Consider the following 20,089-nt stretch of genomic DNA (forward strand, 5'->3'; position numbering starts at 1 on the left):
TTTTGCGGGAACGCGTTAACGCGGACCGGCCGGTTCGGAAAAACGCTTGCCCCGAAGCGGCTTTCGCCCCGAAACTTGCAGCCGAACCCCATGCAGGAGAAGCCGATGCCCCGCACCGCCCCCCTCAGGCCCTGCGCCCTTGCGCTTGCGCTGCTGCTGGCCCCGCTTGCCCCGGCCCATGCGCAAGCCGAGGGCGAGCAGATGCAGCTTTGCGTCAATTCCTGCCTCTATCACTTCGGTCCCGCCTCGAACCCGCGCTATCACGCCTGCGTGGCCGAGCAATGCGAGCAGGCGGCACCCAGCCGCCAACCCGCCCAGCCACCCAGCCAGGGCGCGGGCTGGCGCAACGGCACGGCCGATGGCGGCAGGACGCATTACGCCCGCGTGCAATCCGGGCGGTTGGCGCTGAGCTACATGTGCCAGCGCGGCAGCGAGGGGCTGGTCGCCGTCGAGGGCATGGCCGGCTCGCCCGGCTCGCTGGTGCTGCGCATCGACGGGCGGCGGATGGCGCAGCCCTTTGCTGCAAGCGGCGGCATGCGCGCGACCCAGGCGGCGCGCGGCTCGGCGATGCTCGCGGGGCTGCTGGGCGGCAGCGGGGTCGAGCTTGCGGACGACCGCGGCCGCGGCAGCCTGCCGCTGGCCGGCTCGGGCCGGGCGATCCGGGCGGCGATGGCCGCCTGCGGCCTGCGGCCGTGACGCCGCGCGGCTGCGACGCGGCAAACCCTTGTTTCCGGCGGCCTCCGTCCACATATTGGTCTTGCCGGATCGCCGTTCCGGGGTCCGGCCGACAGTCGCTTTGATGCAAAGGGCTTGGGAATGACCAAGATCAGTCTGGCCGCTCATCCGTTCCTGCTGGGGTTCGACCAGTTGGAACGCCTGGCCGAACGGGCCGCCAAGGGCGCCGAGGGCTATCCGCCCTACAACATCGAACACCAGGGGCCGAACGGCTTTCGCATCACGCTGGCCGTGGCCGGCTTTTCCGAGGACGACTTGTCGATCACGCTCGAGGACCGCCAGCTGGTGGTTCGCGGCCGCCAGGCCGAGGCCGAGGAAGGCCGCGTCTTCCTGCACCGGGGCATCGCGGCCCGCGCCTTCCAGCGCAGCTTCGTGCTGGCGGACGGGGTCGAGGTGGTGTCGGCGGGGCTGGAAAACGGGCTTCTGAACATCGACCTGCGCCGCTCGGTGCCCGACAGCATCGTGCAGACCATACCGATCAGCCGCAAGTGAAAGGGGATCGCAAATGAACGAGAAATTCGATTTCGGCCCGGAAAGCGCGGGCAACATCGTCTACATCCGCCGCGTCGCGATGGACAGCCTGCCCGACGAGGTGCGCCGCCAGGTGCCCGGCGCCGATGCGCTTTACGCCGTGCATGGCGCGGATGGAGAGCGGCTGGCCCTGGTCAAGGATCGCAGCCTGGCCTTCCTGCTGGCCCGCCAGAACGAACTGACCCCGGTCAGCGTCCACTAAGCCGCAGGATGCCGATGCCGCCGCCGGGCAAGGCGGCGGCGATGGCGACATGCGCGCCGCCTGCGGGGCGGCTCCCACCCTTCCGATAGCATCAGGAAATGCCGATCCCGCCGCGCGGCAGGGGCCGTTATCGGCTGCGCGCCTGGCCGTCCCCGGCCTCGACCAGCTCCAGCCCGATCTCGTCCCGGTATTGCCGCAGCAGCGCCTGCGCGGCCGGATCGGCGGGCAGCAGCAGATGCGTCGCGCCATGATTGCGCCGGACCAGCGCCTGCCACAGCGCCTCGCGCGGGCCGGCATGGCGCGGCTCGGCCCCGACCGTCAGCAGTTCGGCGCCAAGCTCGCTGGCCAGCCGCGCCGCCGCGGCCGCATCGGCGGGATCGCAGGCCAGCACCCGCTCGCAGCCCTGCGCACGGAAACGCGCCCGCCAGGCGTTCGGCCCAGGATGGGCGTCGCCCGCACCTTCCAGCCCCGCACCTTCCAGCCCCTCGACTTGCAGCCCCTCGACTTGCAGCCCCTTGACCGGCCCGCCCAGGCAGACCGGCCCGGCCGCGCCCGGCAGATCCGCGCCTTCGACCCCGTCCGGGCTCCATTTGTCCGTAACCGACAGGATGGCCATGACCGCGCCGCCGGGACTGCGCATGGCGATGTCCTCGCCCGGCTCGACCCTGGCCGCGAAATCCGCATCGACCTCCAGCGCCAGCGGCATGGACCAGAGTGCGCCCGAGGCCAGCCGCATCCCCGCCAGCACCGAATCGTAATCCGCCTGGGTCAGAAAGCCCCGCAGCGGAAGGAAGCCGCCGCCGATCAGCAGGCCCAGGTCGGCCGATTGCCGGGGCGTCAGATCCCAGGCGGCCATGCGCGCCGCCTCGGCCCGCAGCTTCTGCCCGGCCTCGGGGCTGACCAGAAGCGCGCGGATCGGCTGGTGATGCGGCAAGGGCCCGGCCATCAGGCCGGGATCTCGGCCGCGTGCGGGTTCGGCTCGCCGGCCATGTCATGCTCGGCCAGGTAGCGCTCGGCGTCCAGCGCCGCCATGCAGCCCATGCCGGCGCTGGTCACCGCCTGGCGATAGACATGGTCGGTCAGGTCGCCGGCGGCAAAGACGCCGGGGATCGAGGTCCGGGTCGTGCCCGGCTCGACCTTGACATAGCCGCCGTGATGCAGCTCCAGCTGGTCCTTGACCAGTTCCGAGGCCGGCGCATGGCCGATGGCGATGAAGACGCCGTCCGCCGGCACCACCTGCTCGGTCCCCTGCCGGACATGGCGCACCCTGACGCCGGTCACGCCGGGCGGCTGGCTCTCGCCCTGCACCTCGACCAGCTCGTGATCCCACAGCACGCTGACCTTGGGATTGCGGAACAGCCGGTCCTGCAGGATCTTTTCGGCCCGCAGGCTGTCGCGGCGATGGACCAGCGTCACCTTGCTGGCGAAATTGGTCAGGAACAGCGCCTCCTCGACCGCGGTATTGCCGCCGCCCACCACCACGACCTCGCGGCCGCGATAGAAGAAGCCGTCGCAGGTGGCGCAGGCCGAGACGCCGAAGCCCTTGAACTTCTCTTCGCTGGGCAGGCCCAGCCAGCGCGCCTGGGCGCCCGTGGCCAGGATCACCGCATCCGCGGTGATGCGCGCGCCCGAATCAAGTTCCGCCACGAAGGGCCGCCGGCCCAGGTCCAGCCGCGTCACCGTATCGACGAAGACGCGCGCGCCCATGGCGCGGGCATGCGCCTCCATCCTGACCATCAGGTCGGGGCCCTGGATCTCGGTCTCGCCCGGCCAGTTCTCGACCTCGGTGGTGATGGTCAGCTGGCCGCCCGGCTGCATGCCCTGGATCAGCACCGGCGAAAGCATCGCGCGCGCGGCATAGACGGCGGCGGTATAGCCGGCCGGTCCCGAGCCCACGATCAGCACGCGGCTGTGGGCGGGCAGGCTGGCATCGGCGGCGATCTCGGCGGGAACATGGGACATGGCAGGGAACCTCTCGCTTGGCGCAGCCTTAGCTAATCACCGCCGGCCTCGCATGCAATCCATAAGGCCCCTTCGCGCATCGGTGGAAAGAATGTTGCGCAATCCGGCCCCGCGGGATAGTTTCCGGCATGTTTTTTGCCCGCAAGGCAAACCAGGGGATGCGATGACCGCCGCCAGACTTGACGAAATCGACCGCAAAATTCTGGCAGAGTTGCAGGCCGACGGCCGCATGACCAATGTCGAGCTGGCCCGCCGCGTCGGCATTTCCGCCCCGCCCTGCCTGCGCCGCGTCCGCGCGCTGGAGGAGATGGGCTATATCCGCGGCTACCATGCCGACATCGACGCGCGCGAGCTGGGCTTCGAGGTGCAGGTCTTTGCCATGGTCCGGCTGATGAGCCAGTCCGAGCGCGACCTTTCCGCCTTCGAGGCGCTGGCCTGCGAATGGCCGCTGGTCCGCGAATGCCACATGCTGAACGGCGAGATCGACTTCATCCTGAAATGCGTCTCGCCCGACCTGACCAGCTTCCAGCGCTTCCTGACCGAGAAGCTGACGGCGGCGCCGAACGTGGCCTCGGTCAAGACCTCGCTGGTGATCCGCTGCGCCAAGGACGAGCCAGGCGTGCCCTTCAGCATCGTCGAGGAACGCGCGGCGATGGTCGGCTAAGGCGGGGGCAACCGGCCGGGCACGAAAATTCCCCGCGGCGGCACCGCTTCCTGCGCAGTTCGGTCGGTTCCCTGCACCTTGCGGAACTGGCGCTGCAAGGTGCGGGCGTGGATGCCGTATCGGGCCGCAATGCTCTTGATCGACTCGGTCTCGACGGCGCGGATCGCCTCGGCCACCTGCTGTTCGGACAGGATGGGCGGGCGGCCGACATGGCTGCCGCGGCGCTGTGCCTCGGCCATGCCGGCCTTGGTGCGCTCGCTGATCAGGGTGCGCTCGAACTCGGCCAGCGCGGCCATGATGTGAAAGACCAGCCGCCCGCCGGGCGAGGCGGTATTCACCTCTTCGGTCAGCGACTGGAAGTCGATGCCCCGCCGGCCCAGTTCGTCGACGATCTCGACCAGGCCGACCAGCGACCGGCCCAGCCGGTCAAGCCGCCAGACGACCAGCGTCTGCCCGGACCGCAACGAGGCCAGCATCCGCTTTAGCCCCGGCCGGGCCATGGCCGAACCGGACAGGCCATGGTCCTTGAATACCTTGACGCATCCCGCGCGTTTCAGCGCCGTCAGTTGAAGATCCAGCCGCTGGTCCTCGGTCGACACCCGTGCATAGCCAATTTTCATGCGAAATCCCCAGGTTCGGCCCGGTGCGATACGTTTCGCCCGCCGCATCGCCCGCCCCGGACGCATTGACAAAACGGAACCCTTTTGACACGGCACCTCGCAACCTGATTTACTCCAGCGAAAGCTGGATTTCTTACGGGGCTTCTCCCCTTTTGTCCATTATGCGCAAAGGGTTCCGTTTTGCCGCACCCGTCAGGGACGGATGCGAGGGGGGCGAGGAAAACGGCCGCTTCCATGGCGGCGAGGTCGTCTTTTATATGCTCGCCGGGGTTGTGGGCGGCCTGGCCGGCGCCGGGCTGGCGCTGGGGTTCAAGCTGTCGCTGGGCTGGATTTTTCTATCCTACTCGCTGGGCGGGGTGGCCTTTGTCATGGCCGCGGCGCTGGTGCTGTCCTTTGCCCGGTCGGTGCGCCGCTCGACCGCCATCGCCATGGCGCGCAACCGGCACGGATACCGTCCCGAGGAATGACGGCCGCAGCCGACGGCTTGGTGCAGCGCCCCGGGCAGCCCTGGCCGGCGCCCTACAACGCAATCGCCGAGATCAGCCGGCCGTAATCCGCCTGGTTCTGATGCGTGCTGCGGCGATAGGAAAAGAAGCGGTCCGGGTCGGAATAGGTGCAATGCCGCGTCCATTCGGCCTCGGCACCGGCCTCGCGCAGGCGCATCAGGCCGAACGAAGGCAAGTCGAACATCGGCCGCCCGTTGGGCCCGCCGGCGAAGAAGCGGTGATAGCCGGGTTCCTCGGCCAGGAACTCGTCCATGAAATCCTCGCCGACCTCATAGGCGCGCTGGCTGATCGTGGGGCCGATCACCGCGCGGATGCGGCTGGCGCCCAGGTCGTTCATCGCGCCGACCGCCGCCTCGATCACGCCGGAAAGCGCCCCGCGCCAGCCGGCATGGACGGCGCCGATCACCCCCGCCTCGGGGTCGGCCAGCAGGATCGGCTGGCAATCGGCGGTCAGCACCGCCAGCGCCACGCCGGGCTGGTCGGTGACGATGCCGTCGGCGCGCATCCCGGCGACGGCGGCCGGGTCGTCACCGGCGCGCAACACCGCGATCTCGGCGGAATGGACCTGATGCACGGTGGCAAGCCCGGCGGGCGGCACGCCCATCGCCGCGGCCACGCGGGCGCGGTTGATGCTGACGATCTCGGCCTGGTCGCTGGAGCCGTAGCCACAGTTCAACCCCGAAAACAGCCCCGAGGAGGCGCCGCCGCGCCGGGTGAAGAAGCCATGCCGCACCGAGGCGAGCAGCGGATGGGTCAGGATCTCAAGCGTCGTCTGCATCGTCGTCCAGGGGCTCGAATCCGGCGGGGACGGGCGCATGGCGAGCCCATAAGGCCAGCACCTTGAACAAGTGTCCCATTTCATCGGGCGCGGTCAAGCGATGAAGCGCGGCCATCGCACCCGCATCGCCCAGGCGCGCCAGGCGCTGCGCGCGCGCCTCGATCCCCAGCCGCTTCAGCCAGTCGCCCTGCGTCGCCATGCGCGAGACGCGCGCGCCCGCGCCGCGCGCCGCCGCGGCCAGGGGGGCGAAATCGACATGCGCGGTCAGGTCGGCCTCGCCCGGATTGGCCAGCGGATCTTCGGGCCGGTGGCGGCGCAGGGCCTGGAAGGTGTCGCCCTGCCCGTCCCAGCCGCCGTAGTCGACAAGGATGGCGCAGCCGCCATGCGCGGCGATCCGCCCGGCAACCTGCGCGACGATCGGCAGGGCCTCGGGGCAGGTTTCGCGGATCACGCCCTGGGGCGCGGCAGGCAGCGCGGCATCGGCCGCCGGGACCAGCCCCATCTCCAGCCCGCCCTGGGCATCCAGCGCCACCACCCGCTCGGCCCAGCCCTGCGCGCCGCGCTGGAACTGGCGGATCGGCAGGGCGTCGAAGAACTCGTTCGCGACCAGGAACAGCGGCGCCTGCGGCAGCTGCGACACATCGTCCAGGTGGGCGATGTCGCCCAGCCTGTCGCGCTGCACCCGGCGCAGGTGCGGCGAGACCTCGACCAGCGCCACCCGCGCCGCCTCGGCCATGCCGGGCACGATGCGGATGGCGCGCAGGATGTCGGCCATCAGCGTGCCGCGCCCCGGCCCGATTTCCGCCAAGGTAAAAGGCACGGGACGGCCCTGGTCCAGCCAGGCCTGCGCCAGCGCCAGGCCGATCATCTCGCCGAAGATCTGGCTGATCTCGGGTGCGGTGGTGAAATCGCCGCCCGCGCCGAAGGGGTCGCGGGTGGCGTAATAGCCATGCTGGGGATGGAGCAGGCAAAGCCGCATGTATTCGTCCAGGGCCATGGGCCCCGACAGCCGGATCTGCGCGGCGATCAGGCGCCCGAGCGGCGTCATGCCGCGCCTTGCGGCACCGCCGGCCGGGCGCGGGCGCGCGCCAGGAAGGCCAGCCCGACCAGCACCATCGGCAGCGACAGCAGCTGGCCCATGGTCACGCCCCAGACCGCCCCGCCCAGCACATGGCCCAGCGGATTGTCGGGGGTGATGAATTGCGCATCGGCCTGGCGGAAGAACTCGACGACGAAACGCGACAGGCCATAGCCGGTCAGGAACAGCCCCAGCGCCTGCCCCGGCCGGCGCAGCCCCCCGGCCCGGACCAGCAGCAGAAGCAGGCCGGCCAGCAGCACGCCCTCCAGCCCGGCCTCGTAAAGCTGGCTCGGGTGGCGGGCGCAGGGGCCGGTGATGCCGGGGCAGTTCTGCGCCGCCTCGCCGGGAAAGACCACGCCCCAGGGCGCGTCGGTCGGCCGGCCCCACAGCTCGGCATTGATGAAATTCGCCACCCGGCCCAGGCCCAGGCCGATCGGCGTCGCCACCGACAGCGCATCCGCCAGCCGCAGCGCCGGGATGCCGTGGCGCCGGCAATACCACCAGGAGGCCAGAACCACACCCAGGAAGCCGCCGTGAAAGGACATGCCGCCCTGCCAGATCACCGGGATCTGCCCCGGATTGGCCAGGTAATAGCCCGGCTCGTAGAACAGCACGAAGCCCAGCCGCCCGCCCAGCACCACGCCGACGATCACCCAAGTCAGCAGTTCCTCGACCCGCTCGGGCGGCATGGGCGCCGCGTCGCCCCAAAGCCGCGGCCGCCGCATCAGCGCGACGATGATGCGCCAGCCGATCAGCAGCCCGGCCAGATAGGCCAGCGCATACCAGCGCAACGAGAATTCCATGCCGAAAAGATGGATGGTGAAGATCTCGGGCGAAATGTCGGGAAATGGGATCATGGGCTCCTCGTTTCGGCGCGGGCAGGCTACGCGGGGGCGGCCGGGTGTCAACCGGCGCTGTCAGGCAATTGAACAGCCGCGCCCCGAGCGCCATATAGGGGGTCTCGCTGAACCGAAAGGCCCGCCATGACCGCGAACAACCGCTTTCTCGACGATCTCTCGAAATTGATGACCAATGCCATGGGCGTGGCCCAGGGCGCCAAGGACGAGGCGCAGACCGCCTTCAACGGCTGGATCGACCGCTGGCTGGCCGAGCGCGATTTCGTCACCCGCGAGGAATTCGAGGCGGTGCGCGAAATGGCGATCAAGGCCCGGTCCGAGAATGCCGAACTGCGCGCCCGCCTCGACGCGCTGGAGGGCAAGGGCGTGGCCTCGGTCAGTTCGACCGGCCCGCTCGGCACCGGCGAAGGTCAGGGCTGAACCGTTTCGCGCAGTCGGCCCTGCCTGTCGTAAAGCAGCACCTCGCCCGCCTCGGTCACCACCACCAGCCAGTCGCGGGCAAAGGTGACGGCGGCGGGCACCGCGCCCTCGGGCAGGGCGACCTGCTCGGGCAGTTCGGGCAGCGGCGGCTGCGACAGGCGCAGCCACAGCAGCGCCGCGATCACCAGCATGCCGATGCCCATCACCGCCGCCAGGGCCGTCACCAGGATGCGCAGCCAGCGCAGCATCGGCAACGCTTCCTCTGGTCCCGCATCCAGCCTATCATCCCGTGCCATGGCCGAAATCCTCATCACCATCCCCGAAGGACTGTCCGAGCGCCTTGATAAGGCGCTTGCCCTTGCCGCGCCAGAGCAGGCGGCGCTGTCGCGCTCGCGCCTGGCCCGGCTGATCGCCGAGGGTGCGGTCCGGGGGCCCTCGGGGCCGGTCACGGACGGCAAGGCGCGGGCCGAGACCGGCGACTACCTGGTCGAGATCGGCGCGCCCGAGCCCCTGGACGCGCAGCCCGAGCCGATCCCGCTGTCGATCGCCTATGAGGACGGCGACCTGATCGTGGTGGACAAGCCCGCCGGCATGGTGGTCCATCCCGCGCCCGGCGCGCCCAACGGCACGCTGGTCAATGCGCTGCTGGCGCATTGCGCGGGCAGCCTGTCGGGCATCGGCGGCGCGGCCCGGCCCGGCATCGTGCATCGCATCGACAAGGAAACCTCGGGCCTGCTGGTGGTGGCCAAGACCGACCGCGCGCACCAGGGGCTGGCGCGGCAATTCGCCGACCACACGGCGCGGCGGCGCTACCTGGCCGTCGCGCATGGCATGATCGACCCGGCCGATGCGCGGCTGCGCGGCCTGCCGGGCGTGGGGTTCGAGCCGGGCGGCGTGCTGCGCATCGCCACGCTGATCGGCCGCCATCCCGGCGACCGGCAGCGCCAGGCGGTCAGCTTCCAGAACGGGCGCCATGCCGTGACCCGCGCCCGCGTGATCGAGACCTTCGGCACGCCCCCCGCCGCCATGCTGGTCGAATGCCGGCTGGAGACCGGGCGGACGCATCAAATCCGCGTGCATATGGCCCATGCGGGATTGGGCCTGGTCGGCGACCCGGTCTATGGTGGCAACAGGCGGGCCTCGGTCCGGGCGCTGGGGGCGGATGCCGCCGCGGCCGTCGCCGCCTTTCCCCGCCAGGCCCTGCACGCGGCCGAGCTGGGCTTCGACCACCCGGTCAGCGGCCAGGCGCTGACCTTTGCCAGCCCGCTGCCGCCCGACATGGCCGGCTTGCTGGCGACCTTGCGCCGGGCACCGGGCTGACGGAACCCGGAGCGCGCCGACAGCGTTCACAATTACCCGCCCAAGCGCGGGACAGGGAATTTTCAGATGGCGAACTACACCAACCTTCCGGCACCCAGCCCCGAACAGGGCCTGAACCGCTATTTGCAGGAGATCCGCAAGTTTCCCCTGCTGGAACCGGAAGAGGAATACATGCTGGCCAAGGCCTGGGTCGACCACCAGGACGCCGAGGCCGCGCAGAAGCTGGTGACGAGCCACCTGCGGCTCGCCGCCAAGATCGCCATGGGCTATCGCGGCTATGGCCTGCCGCAGGCCGAGGTCATCTCCGAGGCGAACGTGGGCCTGATGCAGGCGGTCAAGCGCTTCGACCCGGAAAAGGGCTTTCGCCTGGCCACCTATGCGATGTGGTGGATCCGCGCCTCGATCCAGGAATACATCCTGCGGTCCTGGTCGCTGGTCAAGATGGGCACCACCTCGGCGCAGAAGAAGCTGTTCTTCAACCTGCGCAAGGCCAAGTCGCGGCTGGGCGCGCTGGAGGAAGGCGACCTGCGCCCCGAAAACGTCGCCCAGATCGCCCATGACCTGAACGTGACCGAGCAGGAGGTCATCGACATGAACCGCCGGCTTTCGGGGGGCGATGCCTCGCTGAACGCCACGGTCGGGTCCGGCGACGGCGAATCGACCGCGCAATGGCAGGACTGGCTGGAGGACGAGGACGCCGACCAGGCCCAGGCCTTTGCCGAGGCCGACGAGCTTTCGGCGCGGCGCGAGATGCTGCTTGCCGCCATGGACGTGCTGAACGACCGCGAAAAGGACATCCTGATGGAGCGCCGGTTGCGCGACGACCCGATGACGCTCGAGGATCTTTCGACGCGCTACGAGGTCTCGCGCGAGCGGATCCGCCAGATCGAGGTCCGCGCCTTCGAGAAGCTGCAGAACCGCATCCGCGAACTGGCCCGCGAGCGCGGCATGACCGTGCCCGAAACCGCCTGACCCGGCCTTGGCGCCGGCCGGCCCGCTCCCTTCCCCCGCAGCCGCTGGCGACCCCTTGCGCAAAGGCCGCGCAGGGGGTTCGGCGCCGTGCCCTCTCTTGCCGGCGCCCGCCTTCCCGGCCGAAGGTGCCGGAAAGCCGCGGGGCGGCGGGCAGGACGGGCCCGCGGACCCGTCCCGGCCGGGCGCGCGCCGCCTGGGGCTGGCCATGCCCGCGCAAGCCGGTCGGTTTTCCGGCGCGACGCCCCTTGCAAGCCGCGGCCCCGGCGGGGAAATTATCGTGACAGCGGGCAGAGTTGACCGCCGCCCGGCTTGGCTTATGGTCAGGACAGGACAGCAAGGGCCGATGGCGCGCAAATGACGGCGCTGAACCAATATCAAAGGCTGGAAGCCGCAGGAATCTGGCGCGAATCGCCCAGATCGCAGCTGCGCGACGTCATCGTTTCCTTCGGGGATGCGACCTTGGTGCTGACCGATCCGCGTTCCGAGGTGCCGCTGGCGCATTGGTCGCTGCCCGCCGTCACCCGGCTCAACCCCGGCAAGCTGCCGGCGCGCTATGCGCCGGGCGGCCTCGATGCCGGCGAAGAGCTGGAGATCGACGACGAGCTGATGATCTCGGCCATTTCCAAGGTGCATCAGGTGATCGAGGCCAGCAAGCCGCATCCCGGCCGGCTGCGCGGCGGGCTGATGCTGAGCGCCGCCGGGGTCATGGCGCTGCTGGCGGTGTTCTGGGTGCCGCCGGCGCTGGTGCGCCACGCCGCCGACATCGCCCCCCCGGCGCAGCGGGCCGAGATCGGGCGCATTGTGCTGGCCGAGATCGCCAAGACCACCGGCAGCCCCTGTTCGCGCCCCGCGGGCGACATGGTGCGCCAGAAGCTGGCGATGCGGCTGATCGGCCCGGATGCGCAGATCGTGGTGGTGCCGGCCAGCCTGCGCGGCGCCCTTCGCCTGCCCGGCCCGATCACCGTCATCGGCGAAGACCTGATCGCGGGCCAGGTGACGCCCGAGGTCGCGGCCGGCCATATCCTGGCCGCCCAGGCGGCGGCGGTCCGCGACGACCCGCTGCTGGCGGCGCTGCGCCATGCCGGGCCGCGCGCCACCTTTCACCTGCTGACCGCCGGGACGCTGCCGGCGAAATCGCTGTCGGGCTATGGCGAGAAACTGCTGGCCGGCCCCCTGCCCCGCCCCGAGGACGAGCCGCTGCTAGCCTATTTCACCCGCGCCGGCATCTCGAGCGAGCCCTATGCCCGCTCGCTCGACCCGACCGGAGAGGCGGTGCTGGGCCTGATCGAGGCCGATCCCTTTCGCACGGCCGAACCGCGCCCCGTGCTTGCCGACCGCGAATGGATCGCGCTGCAGGAGATCTGCGACCAGTGACCCGCGGTCAGCGGGGAAAGGCATCGCGGAACCCTGCCTTGCGGATGGCGTCGAGCGCCCGGACGATGCTTTCCCGGTCCGGGAAGGGGCCGGCGACAAGGAACTGCACCTCGCGCCCGCCGGCCTGGTCCTTGCCGCGCAGCAACGGATAGCCCATCTGCGCGATGCGCGCGGCTGCGCGTTCGGCATTGCGCGGATCGGCAAAGGTGCCGACCTGGACATAGCGCGCCCCGGCGGGGATCATCCCGACCGCGGGCGGCGCGGCAGGGGATGCCGGCGCCTTGCCGCGCGACGCCTCGGGCGCCTTGGCCACGGGTGCGGATACGGGTGCAGGCTTGGCGGGAGCCGGCTTTTGCGCCGCCGGCCTTGCGGCAGGAGGCGGCACCGGCCGGGCGGTTCCGGCGGCGGTTTCGCTGGCGGGCGCGACGGTCGTCCCAGCCTCCGCCGCACTGCCCACCGGGCGCATGAAGCTGAGCCGCGACAGTTCGGACTTCGGCAGCCCCGCGCAATAGCCCTGCGTCGGATCGTCCAGCCCGGCCGCGCCCGGCCCGTCGTCATAGCCCAGCAACTCGCACAGCCGCCGGTTCGGATGCAGGGCGGCGCCCATGCCCTGGCGCAGCGCCGGCGCCGCCGCCAGCGCCGCCCGCAGCGCATCGGCCGGGGCGGGGGAATGCGGCTCGGGGCCCAGATCCGGCAGATGCTCCATCGGCCGGGGATCGCTGGCCAGTTCGCCGGGGCGCAGGTTGGTGACGACTTGCTGCGACAGCGCCTCTTCCAGCAGTTCGGCCCGGCTGCGCCCGGCCGCCGGGGCGAGCGCCCGCAGCTTCGGCTCGCCCTGGGCGCCGCGGGCGGAAAGCGTCGGCGGATAGCCGCAGATCGGCGTGCCGTCGCGCGCCAGCCGCGCGGCCCAGCCGCCCAGGTCGTCGCGCAGGAAGACGCAGCCGCGGCTGTCGATATATTGCCGCGCCGGGAAATCCGCCGGCGGCTCTTCGGCCGGGCGCGGCGATTGCGCCAGCGCAAGCCCCGGCAGCAGCACCAGCATTAGCCACAGAATTGCCCGCATGGCCCCATCCTCGAATCACCCATGACCCGGTGATAGGCCGAAAGCCCTGAAGGCCCGGTTAACGCGGCCTCATTTCGTGCCGAACATGCGGTCGCCGGCATCGCCCAGGCCGGGCACGATATAGCCATGCTCGTCCAGTCGCTCGTCCAGCGCCGCGGTCACGATCGGCACGTCGGGATGGGCCTCGCGCATCCGCGCCACCCCCTCGGGCGAGGCGAGCAGGCACAGGAAGCGCAGGTTGCGCGCCCCCGCCGCCTTGAGCAGGTCGATGGCCGCGACCGAGGAATTGCCCGTCGCCAGCATCGGATCGACGACGATGGTCATGCGTGCGTCCAGCGCGCTGGGAACCTTGGAATAATACTGCACGGGCTGCAAAGTCTCGGGGTCGCGGTAAAGCCCGATGAAGCCCACGCGCGCGGCCGGGATCAGCTCAAGGATACCATCGAGCAGCCCATTCCCGGCCCGCAGGATCGAGATCAGCGCCAGTTTCTTGCCTTCCAGCGTCGGCGCCTGCATCTCGCAAAGCGGGGTCTCGATGCGGATGGTGGTCATCTCCAGCTCGCGCGTGACCTCATAGGCCAGAAGCAGGCTGATCTCGCGCAGCAGGCGGCGGAAACCGGCGGTCGAGGTGGTCCTGTCGCGCATGAGCGTCAGCTTGTGCTGCACCAGCGGGTGATCGACGACGGTCAGATGCGCTTGGGTCATGTCAGTTCCTTTCGCAGGCGGGTTCGGGTGGTCTGGTCGCAGAAGGCCGCGTCGACGGCCCAGAGGTTCATCTGGCGAAACTCGGCCTCGGCCCAGCCGAAGGCATCGGCAAGCCGCTGATATTCCTGCGACAGCGTGGTGTGGAAGAACGGCGGATCGTCGGTCGAGACGGTGACGCGCACGCCCGCGTCGGCAAGCCGGGCGATGGGATGGGCTGCCCAGTCCCGCGCCAGCCCCAGCGCCACGTTCGAGCCGGGGCAGACCTCCAGCGTGATCCCACGTTCGGCCAGGTCGCGCAGCAGCGCCACGTCCTCGACGGCGCGGATGCCGTGGCCGATGCGGGTGACGCCCAGGGCCAGCGCATCGCGGATGGATTGCGGCCCGCGCCATTCGCCGGCATGGGCGGTCAGGCCCAGCCCGGCCTCGCGCGCGCAATCGAAGGCCCAGGCGAAATCGCCAAGCTCGCCCACGTCCTCGGCCCCGGCGATGCCGAGGCCCGCGACCCAGCCGCCCGAGGTCTCGGCGGCGCAGATCGCGGTCTTGCGGGCGCGCTCGGGGCCGAAATGGCGGATGCAGGTCAGCACGGCGCGGCTGGCGATGCCGTCGCGCTCGGCCTGGGCCGCGGCCTCCTCCATGGCGGCCAGGTAGTCGCGCCATGCGGCAAGATCCGCGCCGCCGCAGAACTCGGGCGAGACGAATAGCTCGACATAGATCGCGCCCTCTTCGGCGCATTCCGCCAGCACCTCGGACAGCAGCCGGGCATAGTCCCGCGGCGTCGCCAGGACCGAGGTCGCGGCCTCGTAGACGCGCAGGAACTCCTTGAAATCGCGATAGGCATAGGCGCCGCGGTCGTCGAAGATGCCGGCGATGTCGCGGTGCTTTTCGGCCGCAAGCGCGCGGATGAAGCCGGGGGGCGCCGCGCCCTCCAGATGCAGGTGCAACTCGATCTTCTTGAGCGATTTCACAGGAACGACCTCCCCGGCCCGACCGGCGGCAGGCCCAGATGCGCGGCGACCGAGGCGGCGATATCGGCGAAACCGACCTGGCCGATTTCGCGCACGCCACAACCCCAGCCCAGCACCGGCACGCGCTCGCGGGTGTGGTCGGTGCCGTGCCAGGTCGGGTCGTTGCCGTGGTCGGCGGTAAAGATCGCCAGATCCCCCGGCCGCAGCCGCGCCATCAGCGCACCGGCCACCCCGTCGAACCATTCCAGCGCCGCCGCATAGCCCGCCACGTCGCGGCGATGGCCATAAAGGCTGTCGAATTCGACGAAATTGGCGAAGGTCAGGCTGCCCGGTTCGGCCTGATCCGCCAAGGCCAGCAGATGGCCGGCCAGGTCGGCGTCCGACCGACCCTTGTGCAGGGCCGAGATGCCGCGATGCGAGAAGATGTCGCCGATCTTGCCCACCGCATGGGTCGCCCGCCCCGCCTCCTGCGCCACGTCCAGCAGCGTCGGGCCCGGCGGGGCGATGGCATAGTCGCGGCGGTTCGGGGTGCGGGCGAAACTGCCCTCGGCGCCCAGGAAGGGCCGGGCGATGACCCGGCCGACGCGCATCGGGTGGACCATGGCGGCCACATCCTGACAAAGCCGATAGAGCCGGTCTAGACCGAAGGCGTCCTCATGCGCAGCGATCTGCAACACGCTGTCGGCCGAGGTATAGCAGATCGGCCAGCCGCTGCGCAGATGCTCGGCCCCCAGCCGGGCGATGATCTCGGTCCCCGAGGCATGTTCGTTGCCCAGGATGCCCCCGGTTCCCGCGGCCTGGGCGATGCGCTGGGCCAGATCGGCCGGAAAGGCCGGGCGGGTGTCGGGGAAATAGTGCCAGTCCCAGGGCACCGGCACGCCCGCGATCTCCCAATGGCCCGAGGGGGTGTCCTTGCCGCGCGAAACCTCGGTCGCCGCACCCCACAGCCCCTGCGGCCGGGCGCCGAGGCCCGGTGCCGCCTCGCCGCTGGCCAGCCGGATCGCGGCGCCAAGGCCAAGCGCGTCCAGATGCGGCATGGTAAGCGGCCGCGCCTGGGCGATATGGGCCAGCGTGTTCGCGCCGGTATCGGGCAGGCCGTCGTTGAAATAGGCGCCCGCGTCGGGCGCGCCGCCGATGCCGACCGAATCCATCACGATCAGGAAGGCGCGTCTGTCGGTCATGTTACCTCGCTGCGGATCAACGGCCCCGGCTCCGGGCCATCGCCCAGCAGATAGGCGGCCGCGACGGTGGCGGCCGCCGCATCGGCCGCCGCCTCCGAGGCGGCATGGACCAGCGCCAGCGGCCGCCCCTCGCCCGCCTCTTCGCCGATGCGCAGCATCTGCGCAAGCCCCACGCGCGGGTCGATCCGGTCGCGGGCATGCAGCCGCCCGCCGCCAAGCGCGACCACGGCATGACCCAGCGCCTCGGTGTCGATGGCGGCGACGCGGCCATGGCCGGGCACGGCGCGGATCACCGGCGCGGACGGCAGGTGGCGGTCGGGATGCTCCAGCAAGTCGGCCGGCCCGCCCTGGGCCGCGACCATGCGGGCGAAACGCTCGGCCGCGGCGCCGCTTTCCAGCGCCTGCAGGGCCCCCGTCAGCCCGACCAGCTCCAGGCAGGCCGAGGAGAGCGCCAGCGACAGGTCGCGCAGCGCGCCCTGCCCGCCGGTCAGCACGGCGATGGCCTCGCGCAGTTCCAGCGCATTGCCGGCGGCGCGGGCCAGGGGCTGATCCATGTCGGTGACATAGGCGCGGGTGCGGCAGCCGGCGCCGGTCGCGGTATCGACCAGCGCGCGCGCCAGGGCCAGCGCGGCATCGGGGCCGCGCAGAAAGGCGCCGCTGCCCTGCTTGACGTCCAGCACCAGCGCATCAAGCCCCGCCGCCAGCTTCTTGGACAGGATCGAGGCGGTGATCAGGTCGATCGAGCCCACCGTCGCGCTTTCGTCGCGGATCGCGTAAAGCCGCGCATCGGCCGGCGCAAGCTCGCGCCCCGCCGCGACGATGGCGCAGCCGACCTGCCCGGTGACGCGGCGGAACTCGGCCTCGGGCAGCGCGGTGCGGAAACCGGGGATCGCCTCGAGCTTGTCCAGCGTGCCGCCGGTGTGGCCCAGCCCGCGCCCCGAGATCATCGGCACATAGGCGCCGGAACAGGCCACCAGCGGCGCAAGGACCAGGCTGACCGTGTCCCCGATGCCGCCGGTCGAATGCTTGTCCACCACCGGCCCCGGCAGATCCCAGCGCAACACGTCGCCGGAATCGCGCATGGCGCGGGTCAGCGCCACCCGGCCCGCCTCGTCCAGACCGCGCAGCAGCACCGCCATGGCAAAGGCCGCGGCCTGCGCGTCGCTGACCGAGCCGTCGGCCAGGCCGCGCGCGATCAGCGCGGCCCCCGCCGCGTCCAGCCCGCGCCCGTCGCGCACGGCGGCGATCACCGGACGCGGATCGGGGCGGGGACCGGCAAGGCTCATTCGGTGCCCGACATGTGGCTGATGCCGAAACGGCCGGGCAGCAGCTCGCCGATGGTCGTGGCCAGTTCGTCGCCGCGGGTCGTGGCCAGCAGCACCGGCGTCTCGGGGCGGCCGAACTCGGCCAGCTTCTGCCGGCAGCCGCCGCAGGGCGGCACCGGGCCTTGCGAGTCGGCGATGACGGCGACCTCGACGATCTCGGTCTCGCCCGCGGCGACCATGGCGGCGATGGCGCCGGCCTCGGCGCAAGTGCCTTCGGGATAGGCCACGTTCTCGACGTTGCAGCCGGCATAGATCCGTCCCGAGGCGCCGCGCACCGCCGCCCCGACCTTGAAGTTGGAATAGGGCGCATAGGCCCTTTCGCGCACCTCGCGCGCCGCATCCAGAAGCGCCATAGCCCCCACCTTTCGCCTGCCCGTCCGACCGGATCAGGAGTTTGCGCGCGCGCCCCGCACGATGCAAGAGCGGCGCAAGAGCGGCGCATCCCCGCCCGCTTCCGCGATGCCCCCTGTTCCCCGGCAAAAAAATAGTTTAACGCTGAACCATCTTGAGAGGAGAGGGTCTGGCGATGGAAGAACGCAGGCAGGACAACGCCCGGCAGGCGGCACTGGATTATCACGAGTATCCGCGCCCCGGTAAGCTCGAGGTCCGGGCGACCAAGCCCCTTGCCAACGGCCGCGACCTGAGCCGCGCCTATTCGCCCGGCGTGGCAGAAGCCTGCCTGGAGATCAAGGCCGACCCCGCCACGGCCGCCCGCTATACCGCGCGCGGCAACCTCGTCGCCGTGGTCTCGAACGGCACCGCCGTGCTGGGACTGGGCAATATCGGCGCGCTGGCCTCGAAGCCGGTGATGGAGGGCAAGGCGGTCCTGTTCAAGAAATTCGCCAATATCGACTGCTTCGACCTGGAGCTGAACGAGCCCGACCCCGAGAAGCTGGCCGAGATCGTCTGCGCGCTGGAGCCGACCTTCGGCGCGATCAACCTGGAAGACATCAAGGCCCCCGACTGCTTCATCGTCGAGAAGCTGTGCCGCGAGCGGATGAACATCCCGGTCTTCCACGACGACCAGCACGGCACCGCCATCGTCGTCGGCGCCGCCGCGACCAACGCCCTGCACATCGCCCACAAGCGTTTCGAGGACATCAAGGTGGTCTCGACCGGCGGCGGCGCGGCCGGCATCGCCTGCCTCAACATGCTGCTGAAGCTGGGCGTCAAGCGCGAGAACGTCTGGCTTTGCGACATCGCCGGCCTGGTCCATGAGGGCCGGACCGAAGAGATGACGCCGCAAAAGGCGGAATATGCGCAAAAGACCGACCTGCGCACGCTGGACCAGGTGATCGAGGGCGCGGACCTGTTCCTGGGCCTGTCCGGCCCCGGCGTGCTGAAGCCCGAGATGGTGGCCCGGATGGCCAAGCGGCCGATCATCTTTGCGCTGGCCAACCCCACGCCCGAGATCCTGCCCGAGGATGCCCGTGCCGTCGCCCCCGAGGCGATCATCGCCACCGGGCGCAGCGACTATCCGAACCAGGTCAACAACGTCCTGTGCTTTCCCTTCATCTTCCGCGGCGCGCTGGACGTGGGCGCGACCACGATCAACGACGAGATGCAGCTGGCCTGCATCGAGGGCATCGCCGCGCTGGCCCGCGCCACCACCAGCGCCGAGGCGGCGATGGCCTATCGCGGCGAGAAGCTGAGCTTCGGTGCGGATTACCTGATCCCCAAGCCCTTCGACCCGCGGCTGATCGGCGTCGTCTCCACCGCCGTCGCCCGCGCCGCGATGGAGACCGGCGTCGCCACCCGGCCGCTGGAGGACGTCGCCGCCTACAAGCGCAAGCTGGACGGCTCGGTTTTCCGCTCGGCGCTGATCATGCGCCCGGTCTTCGAGGCCGCCGCCACCGCCAAGCGCCGCATCGTCTTTGCCGAGGGCGAGGACGAGCGGGTGCTGCGCGCGGCAAACGCCATGCTCGAGGAAACCACCGACGCGCCGATCCTGATCGGCCGCCCCGAGGTGATCGAGATGCGCGCCGAGCGCGCCGGCCTGCCGATCCGCCCCGGCCGCGACTTCGAGATCGTGAACCCGGAAAACGACCCGCGCTATCGCGACTACTGGGGCACCTATCACGAGCTGATGGCCCGGCGCGGCGTGACGCCGGACATTGCCCGCGCCATCATGCGCACCAACACCACCGCCATCGGCGCCGTCATGGTGCATCGGGGCGAAGCCGACAGCCTGATCTGCGGCACCTTTGGCCAATACAGCTGGCACCTGAACTATATCACCCAGATCCTGGCCCGCGACGGGCTGCGCCCGCATGGCGCGCTGTCGCTGATGATCCTCGAGGACGGGCCGCTGTTCATCGCCGACACCCAGGTCAACCACGCCCCCACCCCCGAACAGGTGGCCGAGGCCGCCATCGGCGCCGCCCGCCATGTCCGCCGCTTCGGCGTGACGCCCAAGGTCGCGCTGTGCAGCCATTCGCAATTCGGCAACCTCGACACCGAGTCGGGGCGCAAGATGCGCGCCGCGCTGGCGATCCTCGAGGCGCGCGGCGTCGATTTCATCTTCGACGGCGAGATGCATGTCGATTCCGCGCTCGACCCCGCGATCCGCGAACGCCTGCTGCCGCGCTCGCGCATCGAGGGGGCGGCGAACGCGCTGGTGTTCTCGGGCACCGACTCGGCCTCGGGGGTGCGCAACGCGCTCAAGCTCAAGGCCAACGGGCTGGAGGTCGGGCCGATCCTGATGGGCATGGGCAACCGCGCCCATATCGTCACCCCCTCGATCACCACCCGCGGGCTGCTGAACATGAGCGCCATCGCCGGCACCCCGGTCGATCATTATCGCTAGGCGCAGGCGGGCGGGGGCGCGGTGA

General features: G+C 70.7%; 23 protein-coding genes. 10 read left to right on the forward strand and 13 right to left on the reverse strand.

Going from position 1 to position 20,089, the window contains the following annotated elements:
- Positions 1 to 105: 105 nt before the first annotated feature.
- The 3 genes from KF941_RS09665 (at position 106) to KF941_RS09675 (ending at position 1,468) form a co-directional block, all read left to right on the forward strand.
- Complete coding sequence (locus KF941_RS09665) at positions 106 to 696, forward strand: hypothetical protein (RefSeq protein ID WP_036751333.1); 591 nt, start codon at positions 106 to 108, stop codon at positions 694 to 696.
- A 120-nt stretch (positions 697 to 816) separates the two neighbouring features.
- Positions 817 to 1,227: an Hsp20 family protein gene (locus KF941_RS09670; RefSeq protein WP_072460954.1), complete on the forward strand. Its 411-nt coding sequence runs from the start codon at positions 817 to 819 to the stop codon at positions 1,225 to 1,227.
- 13 nt (positions 1,228 to 1,240) lie between these two features.
- Complete coding sequence (locus tag KF941_RS09675; RefSeq protein WP_036751337.1) at positions 1,241 to 1,468, forward strand: DUF1150 domain-containing protein; 228 nt, start codon at positions 1,241 to 1,243, stop codon at positions 1,466 to 1,468.
- A 127-nt stretch (positions 1,469 to 1,595) separates the two neighbouring features.
- On the opposite strand, the gene KF941_RS09680 is transcribed toward KF941_RS09675, so the two are convergent.
- Together KF941_RS09680 and trxB are read right to left on the reverse strand one after the other, a co-directional pair.
- On the reverse strand, positions 1,596 to 2,414 hold the full coding sequence (locus KF941_RS09680) for a transcription antiterminator BlgG (RefSeq protein ID WP_214273218.1): 819 nt from the start codon (positions 2,412 to 2,414) through the stop codon (positions 1,596 to 1,598).
- Positions 2,414 to 3,430, reverse strand: coding sequence for a thioredoxin-disulfide reductase (gene trxB, locus KF941_RS09685; RefSeq protein ID WP_072460956.1), 1,017 nt, complete (start codon positions 3,428 to 3,430; stop codon positions 2,414 to 2,416). Before trxB ends, KF941_RS09680 begins: the two co-directional genes overlap by 1 nt.
- 163 nt (positions 3,431 to 3,593) lie before the next feature.
- Between trxB and KF941_RS09690 the strand changes: the two genes are divergently transcribed.
- Positions 3,594 to 4,094 carry an Lrp/AsnC family transcriptional regulator gene (locus tag KF941_RS09690; RefSeq protein WP_036751341.1) on the forward strand — a complete coding sequence of 167 codons (501 nt, stop codon included), beginning with the start codon at positions 3,594 to 3,596 and terminating at the stop codon, positions 4,092 to 4,094.
- Here the strand turns inward: KF941_RS09690 and KF941_RS09695 are convergent.
- Positions 4,091 to 4,714 carry a recombinase family protein gene (locus KF941_RS09695; RefSeq protein ID WP_214273219.1) on the reverse strand — a complete coding sequence of 208 codons (624 nt, stop codon included), beginning with the start codon at positions 4,712 to 4,714 and terminating at the stop codon, positions 4,091 to 4,093. The genes KF941_RS09690 and KF941_RS09695 overlap by 4 nt on opposite strands.
- A gap of 257 nt (positions 4,715 to 4,971) precedes the next feature.
- Here KF941_RS09695 and KF941_RS09700 point away from each other — a divergent pair, with 257 nt between their 5' ends.
- On the forward strand, positions 4,972 to 5,181 hold the full coding sequence (locus tag KF941_RS09700) for a hypothetical protein (RefSeq protein WP_214273220.1): 210 nt from the start codon (positions 4,972 to 4,974) through the stop codon (positions 5,179 to 5,181).
- 52 nt (positions 5,182 to 5,233) lie between these two features.
- Here KF941_RS09700 and pgeF read toward each other — a convergent pair whose 3' ends face one another.
- From pgeF to lgt, 3 genes are read right to left on the reverse strand one after another with little or no spacing between them, the layout of a single operon-like run.
- Positions 5,234 to 5,998 (reverse strand): peptidoglycan editing factor PgeF, encoded by a 765-nt coding sequence (gene pgeF, locus KF941_RS09705; RefSeq protein ID WP_214273221.1) that lies wholly within the window; start codon positions 5,996 to 5,998, stop codon positions 5,234 to 5,236.
- A complete protein-coding gene (locus KF941_RS09710; RefSeq protein ID WP_214273222.1) occupies positions 5,982 to 7,046 on the reverse strand; it encodes an SAM-dependent methyltransferase in 1,065 nt (354 codons plus the stop codon). Before KF941_RS09710 ends, pgeF begins: the two co-directional genes overlap by 17 nt.
- Positions 7,043 to 7,933, reverse strand: coding sequence for a prolipoprotein diacylglyceryl transferase (gene lgt, locus KF941_RS09715; protein WP_214273223.1), 891 nt, complete (start codon positions 7,931 to 7,933; stop codon positions 7,043 to 7,045). Before lgt ends, KF941_RS09710 begins: the two co-directional genes overlap by 4 nt.
- 126 nt (positions 7,934 to 8,059) lie before the next feature.
- On the opposite strand from lgt, the gene KF941_RS09720 reads away from it, so the two are divergent.
- Positions 8,060 to 8,353, forward strand: coding sequence for an accessory factor UbiK family protein (locus tag KF941_RS09720; RefSeq protein WP_036751352.1), 294 nt, complete (start codon positions 8,060 to 8,062; stop codon positions 8,351 to 8,353).
- Here KF941_RS09720 and KF941_RS09725 read toward each other — a convergent pair.
- Positions 8,344 to 8,649 (reverse strand): DUF6476 family protein, encoded by a 306-nt coding sequence (locus KF941_RS09725; protein WP_240540274.1) that lies wholly within the window; start codon positions 8,647 to 8,649, stop codon positions 8,344 to 8,346. The genes KF941_RS09720 and KF941_RS09725 overlap by 10 nt on opposite strands.
- Between KF941_RS09725 and KF941_RS09730 the strand changes: the two genes are divergently transcribed.
- The 3 genes from KF941_RS09730 (at position 8,648) to KF941_RS09740 (ending at position 12,019) form a co-directional block, all read left to right on the forward strand.
- On the forward strand, positions 8,648 to 9,673 hold the full coding sequence (locus KF941_RS09730; RefSeq protein WP_083538975.1) for a pseudouridine synthase: 1,026 nt from the start codon (positions 8,648 to 8,650) through the stop codon (positions 9,671 to 9,673). The two genes, KF941_RS09725 and KF941_RS09730, sit on opposite strands and share 2 nt — an antisense overlap.
- A 66-nt stretch (positions 9,674 to 9,739) precedes the next feature.
- On the forward strand, positions 9,740 to 10,645 hold the full coding sequence (gene rpoH / locus KF941_RS09735; protein WP_036751355.1) for an RNA polymerase sigma factor RpoH: 906 nt from the start codon (positions 9,740 to 9,742) through the stop codon (positions 10,643 to 10,645).
- Between the two features lie 354 nt (positions 10,646 to 10,999).
- A complete protein-coding gene (locus KF941_RS09740; protein ID WP_072460959.1) occupies positions 11,000 to 12,019 on the forward strand; it encodes a hypothetical protein in 1,020 nt (339 codons plus the stop codon).
- Between the two features lie 7 nt (positions 12,020 to 12,026).
- Here the strand turns inward: KF941_RS09740 and KF941_RS28345 are convergent, their stop codons facing one another.
- From KF941_RS28345 to KF941_RS09770, 6 genes are all read right to left on the reverse strand, one after another.
- A complete protein-coding gene (locus tag KF941_RS28345) occupies positions 12,027 to 13,082 on the reverse strand; it encodes an SPOR domain-containing protein (protein ID WP_214273224.1) in 1,056 nt (351 codons plus the stop codon).
- A 69-nt stretch (positions 13,083 to 13,151) separates the two neighbouring features.
- Complete coding sequence (gene upp, locus KF941_RS09750) at positions 13,152 to 13,787, reverse strand: uracil phosphoribosyltransferase (RefSeq protein WP_036751358.1); 636 nt, start codon at positions 13,785 to 13,787, stop codon at positions 13,152 to 13,154.
- Positions 13,784 to 14,752 (reverse strand): adenosine deaminase, encoded by a 969-nt coding sequence (locus KF941_RS09755; RefSeq protein WP_214273225.1) that lies wholly within the window; start codon positions 14,750 to 14,752, stop codon positions 13,784 to 13,786. The genes upp and KF941_RS09755 overlap by 4 nt, the downstream gene beginning before the upstream one ends.
- Complete coding sequence (locus KF941_RS09760; RefSeq protein ID WP_214273226.1) at positions 14,749 to 15,933, reverse strand: phosphopentomutase; 1,185 nt, start codon at positions 15,931 to 15,933, stop codon at positions 14,749 to 14,751. The genes KF941_RS09755 and KF941_RS09760 overlap by 4 nt, the downstream gene beginning before the upstream one ends.
- The gene (locus KF941_RS09765; RefSeq protein ID WP_214273227.1) at positions 15,930 to 17,219 is read right to left on the reverse strand and encodes a thymidine phosphorylase; all 1,290 of its coding nucleotides are present in this window, start codon (positions 17,217 to 17,219) and stop codon (positions 15,930 to 15,932) included. Before KF941_RS09765 ends, KF941_RS09760 begins: the two co-directional genes overlap by 4 nt.
- Positions 17,216 to 17,611 carry a cytidine deaminase gene (locus KF941_RS09770; protein WP_036751365.1) on the reverse strand — a complete coding sequence of 132 codons (396 nt, stop codon included), beginning with the start codon at positions 17,609 to 17,611 and terminating at the stop codon, positions 17,216 to 17,218. Before KF941_RS09770 ends, KF941_RS09765 begins: the two co-directional genes overlap by 4 nt.
- Positions 17,612 to 17,784: 173 nt before the next feature.
- Between KF941_RS09770 and KF941_RS09775 the strand changes: the two genes are divergently transcribed.
- Complete coding sequence (locus KF941_RS09775; RefSeq protein WP_116222950.1) at positions 17,785 to 20,064, forward strand: NADP-dependent malic enzyme; 2,280 nt, start codon at positions 17,785 to 17,787, stop codon at positions 20,062 to 20,064.
- The last annotated feature ends 25 nt before the right edge of the window (positions 20,065 to 20,089 follow it).

The organism is Paracoccus sp. pheM1, assembly GCF_018499825.1.
Classification (GTDB): domain Bacteria; phylum Pseudomonadota; class Alphaproteobacteria; order Rhodobacterales; family Rhodobacteraceae; genus Paracoccus; species Paracoccus versutus.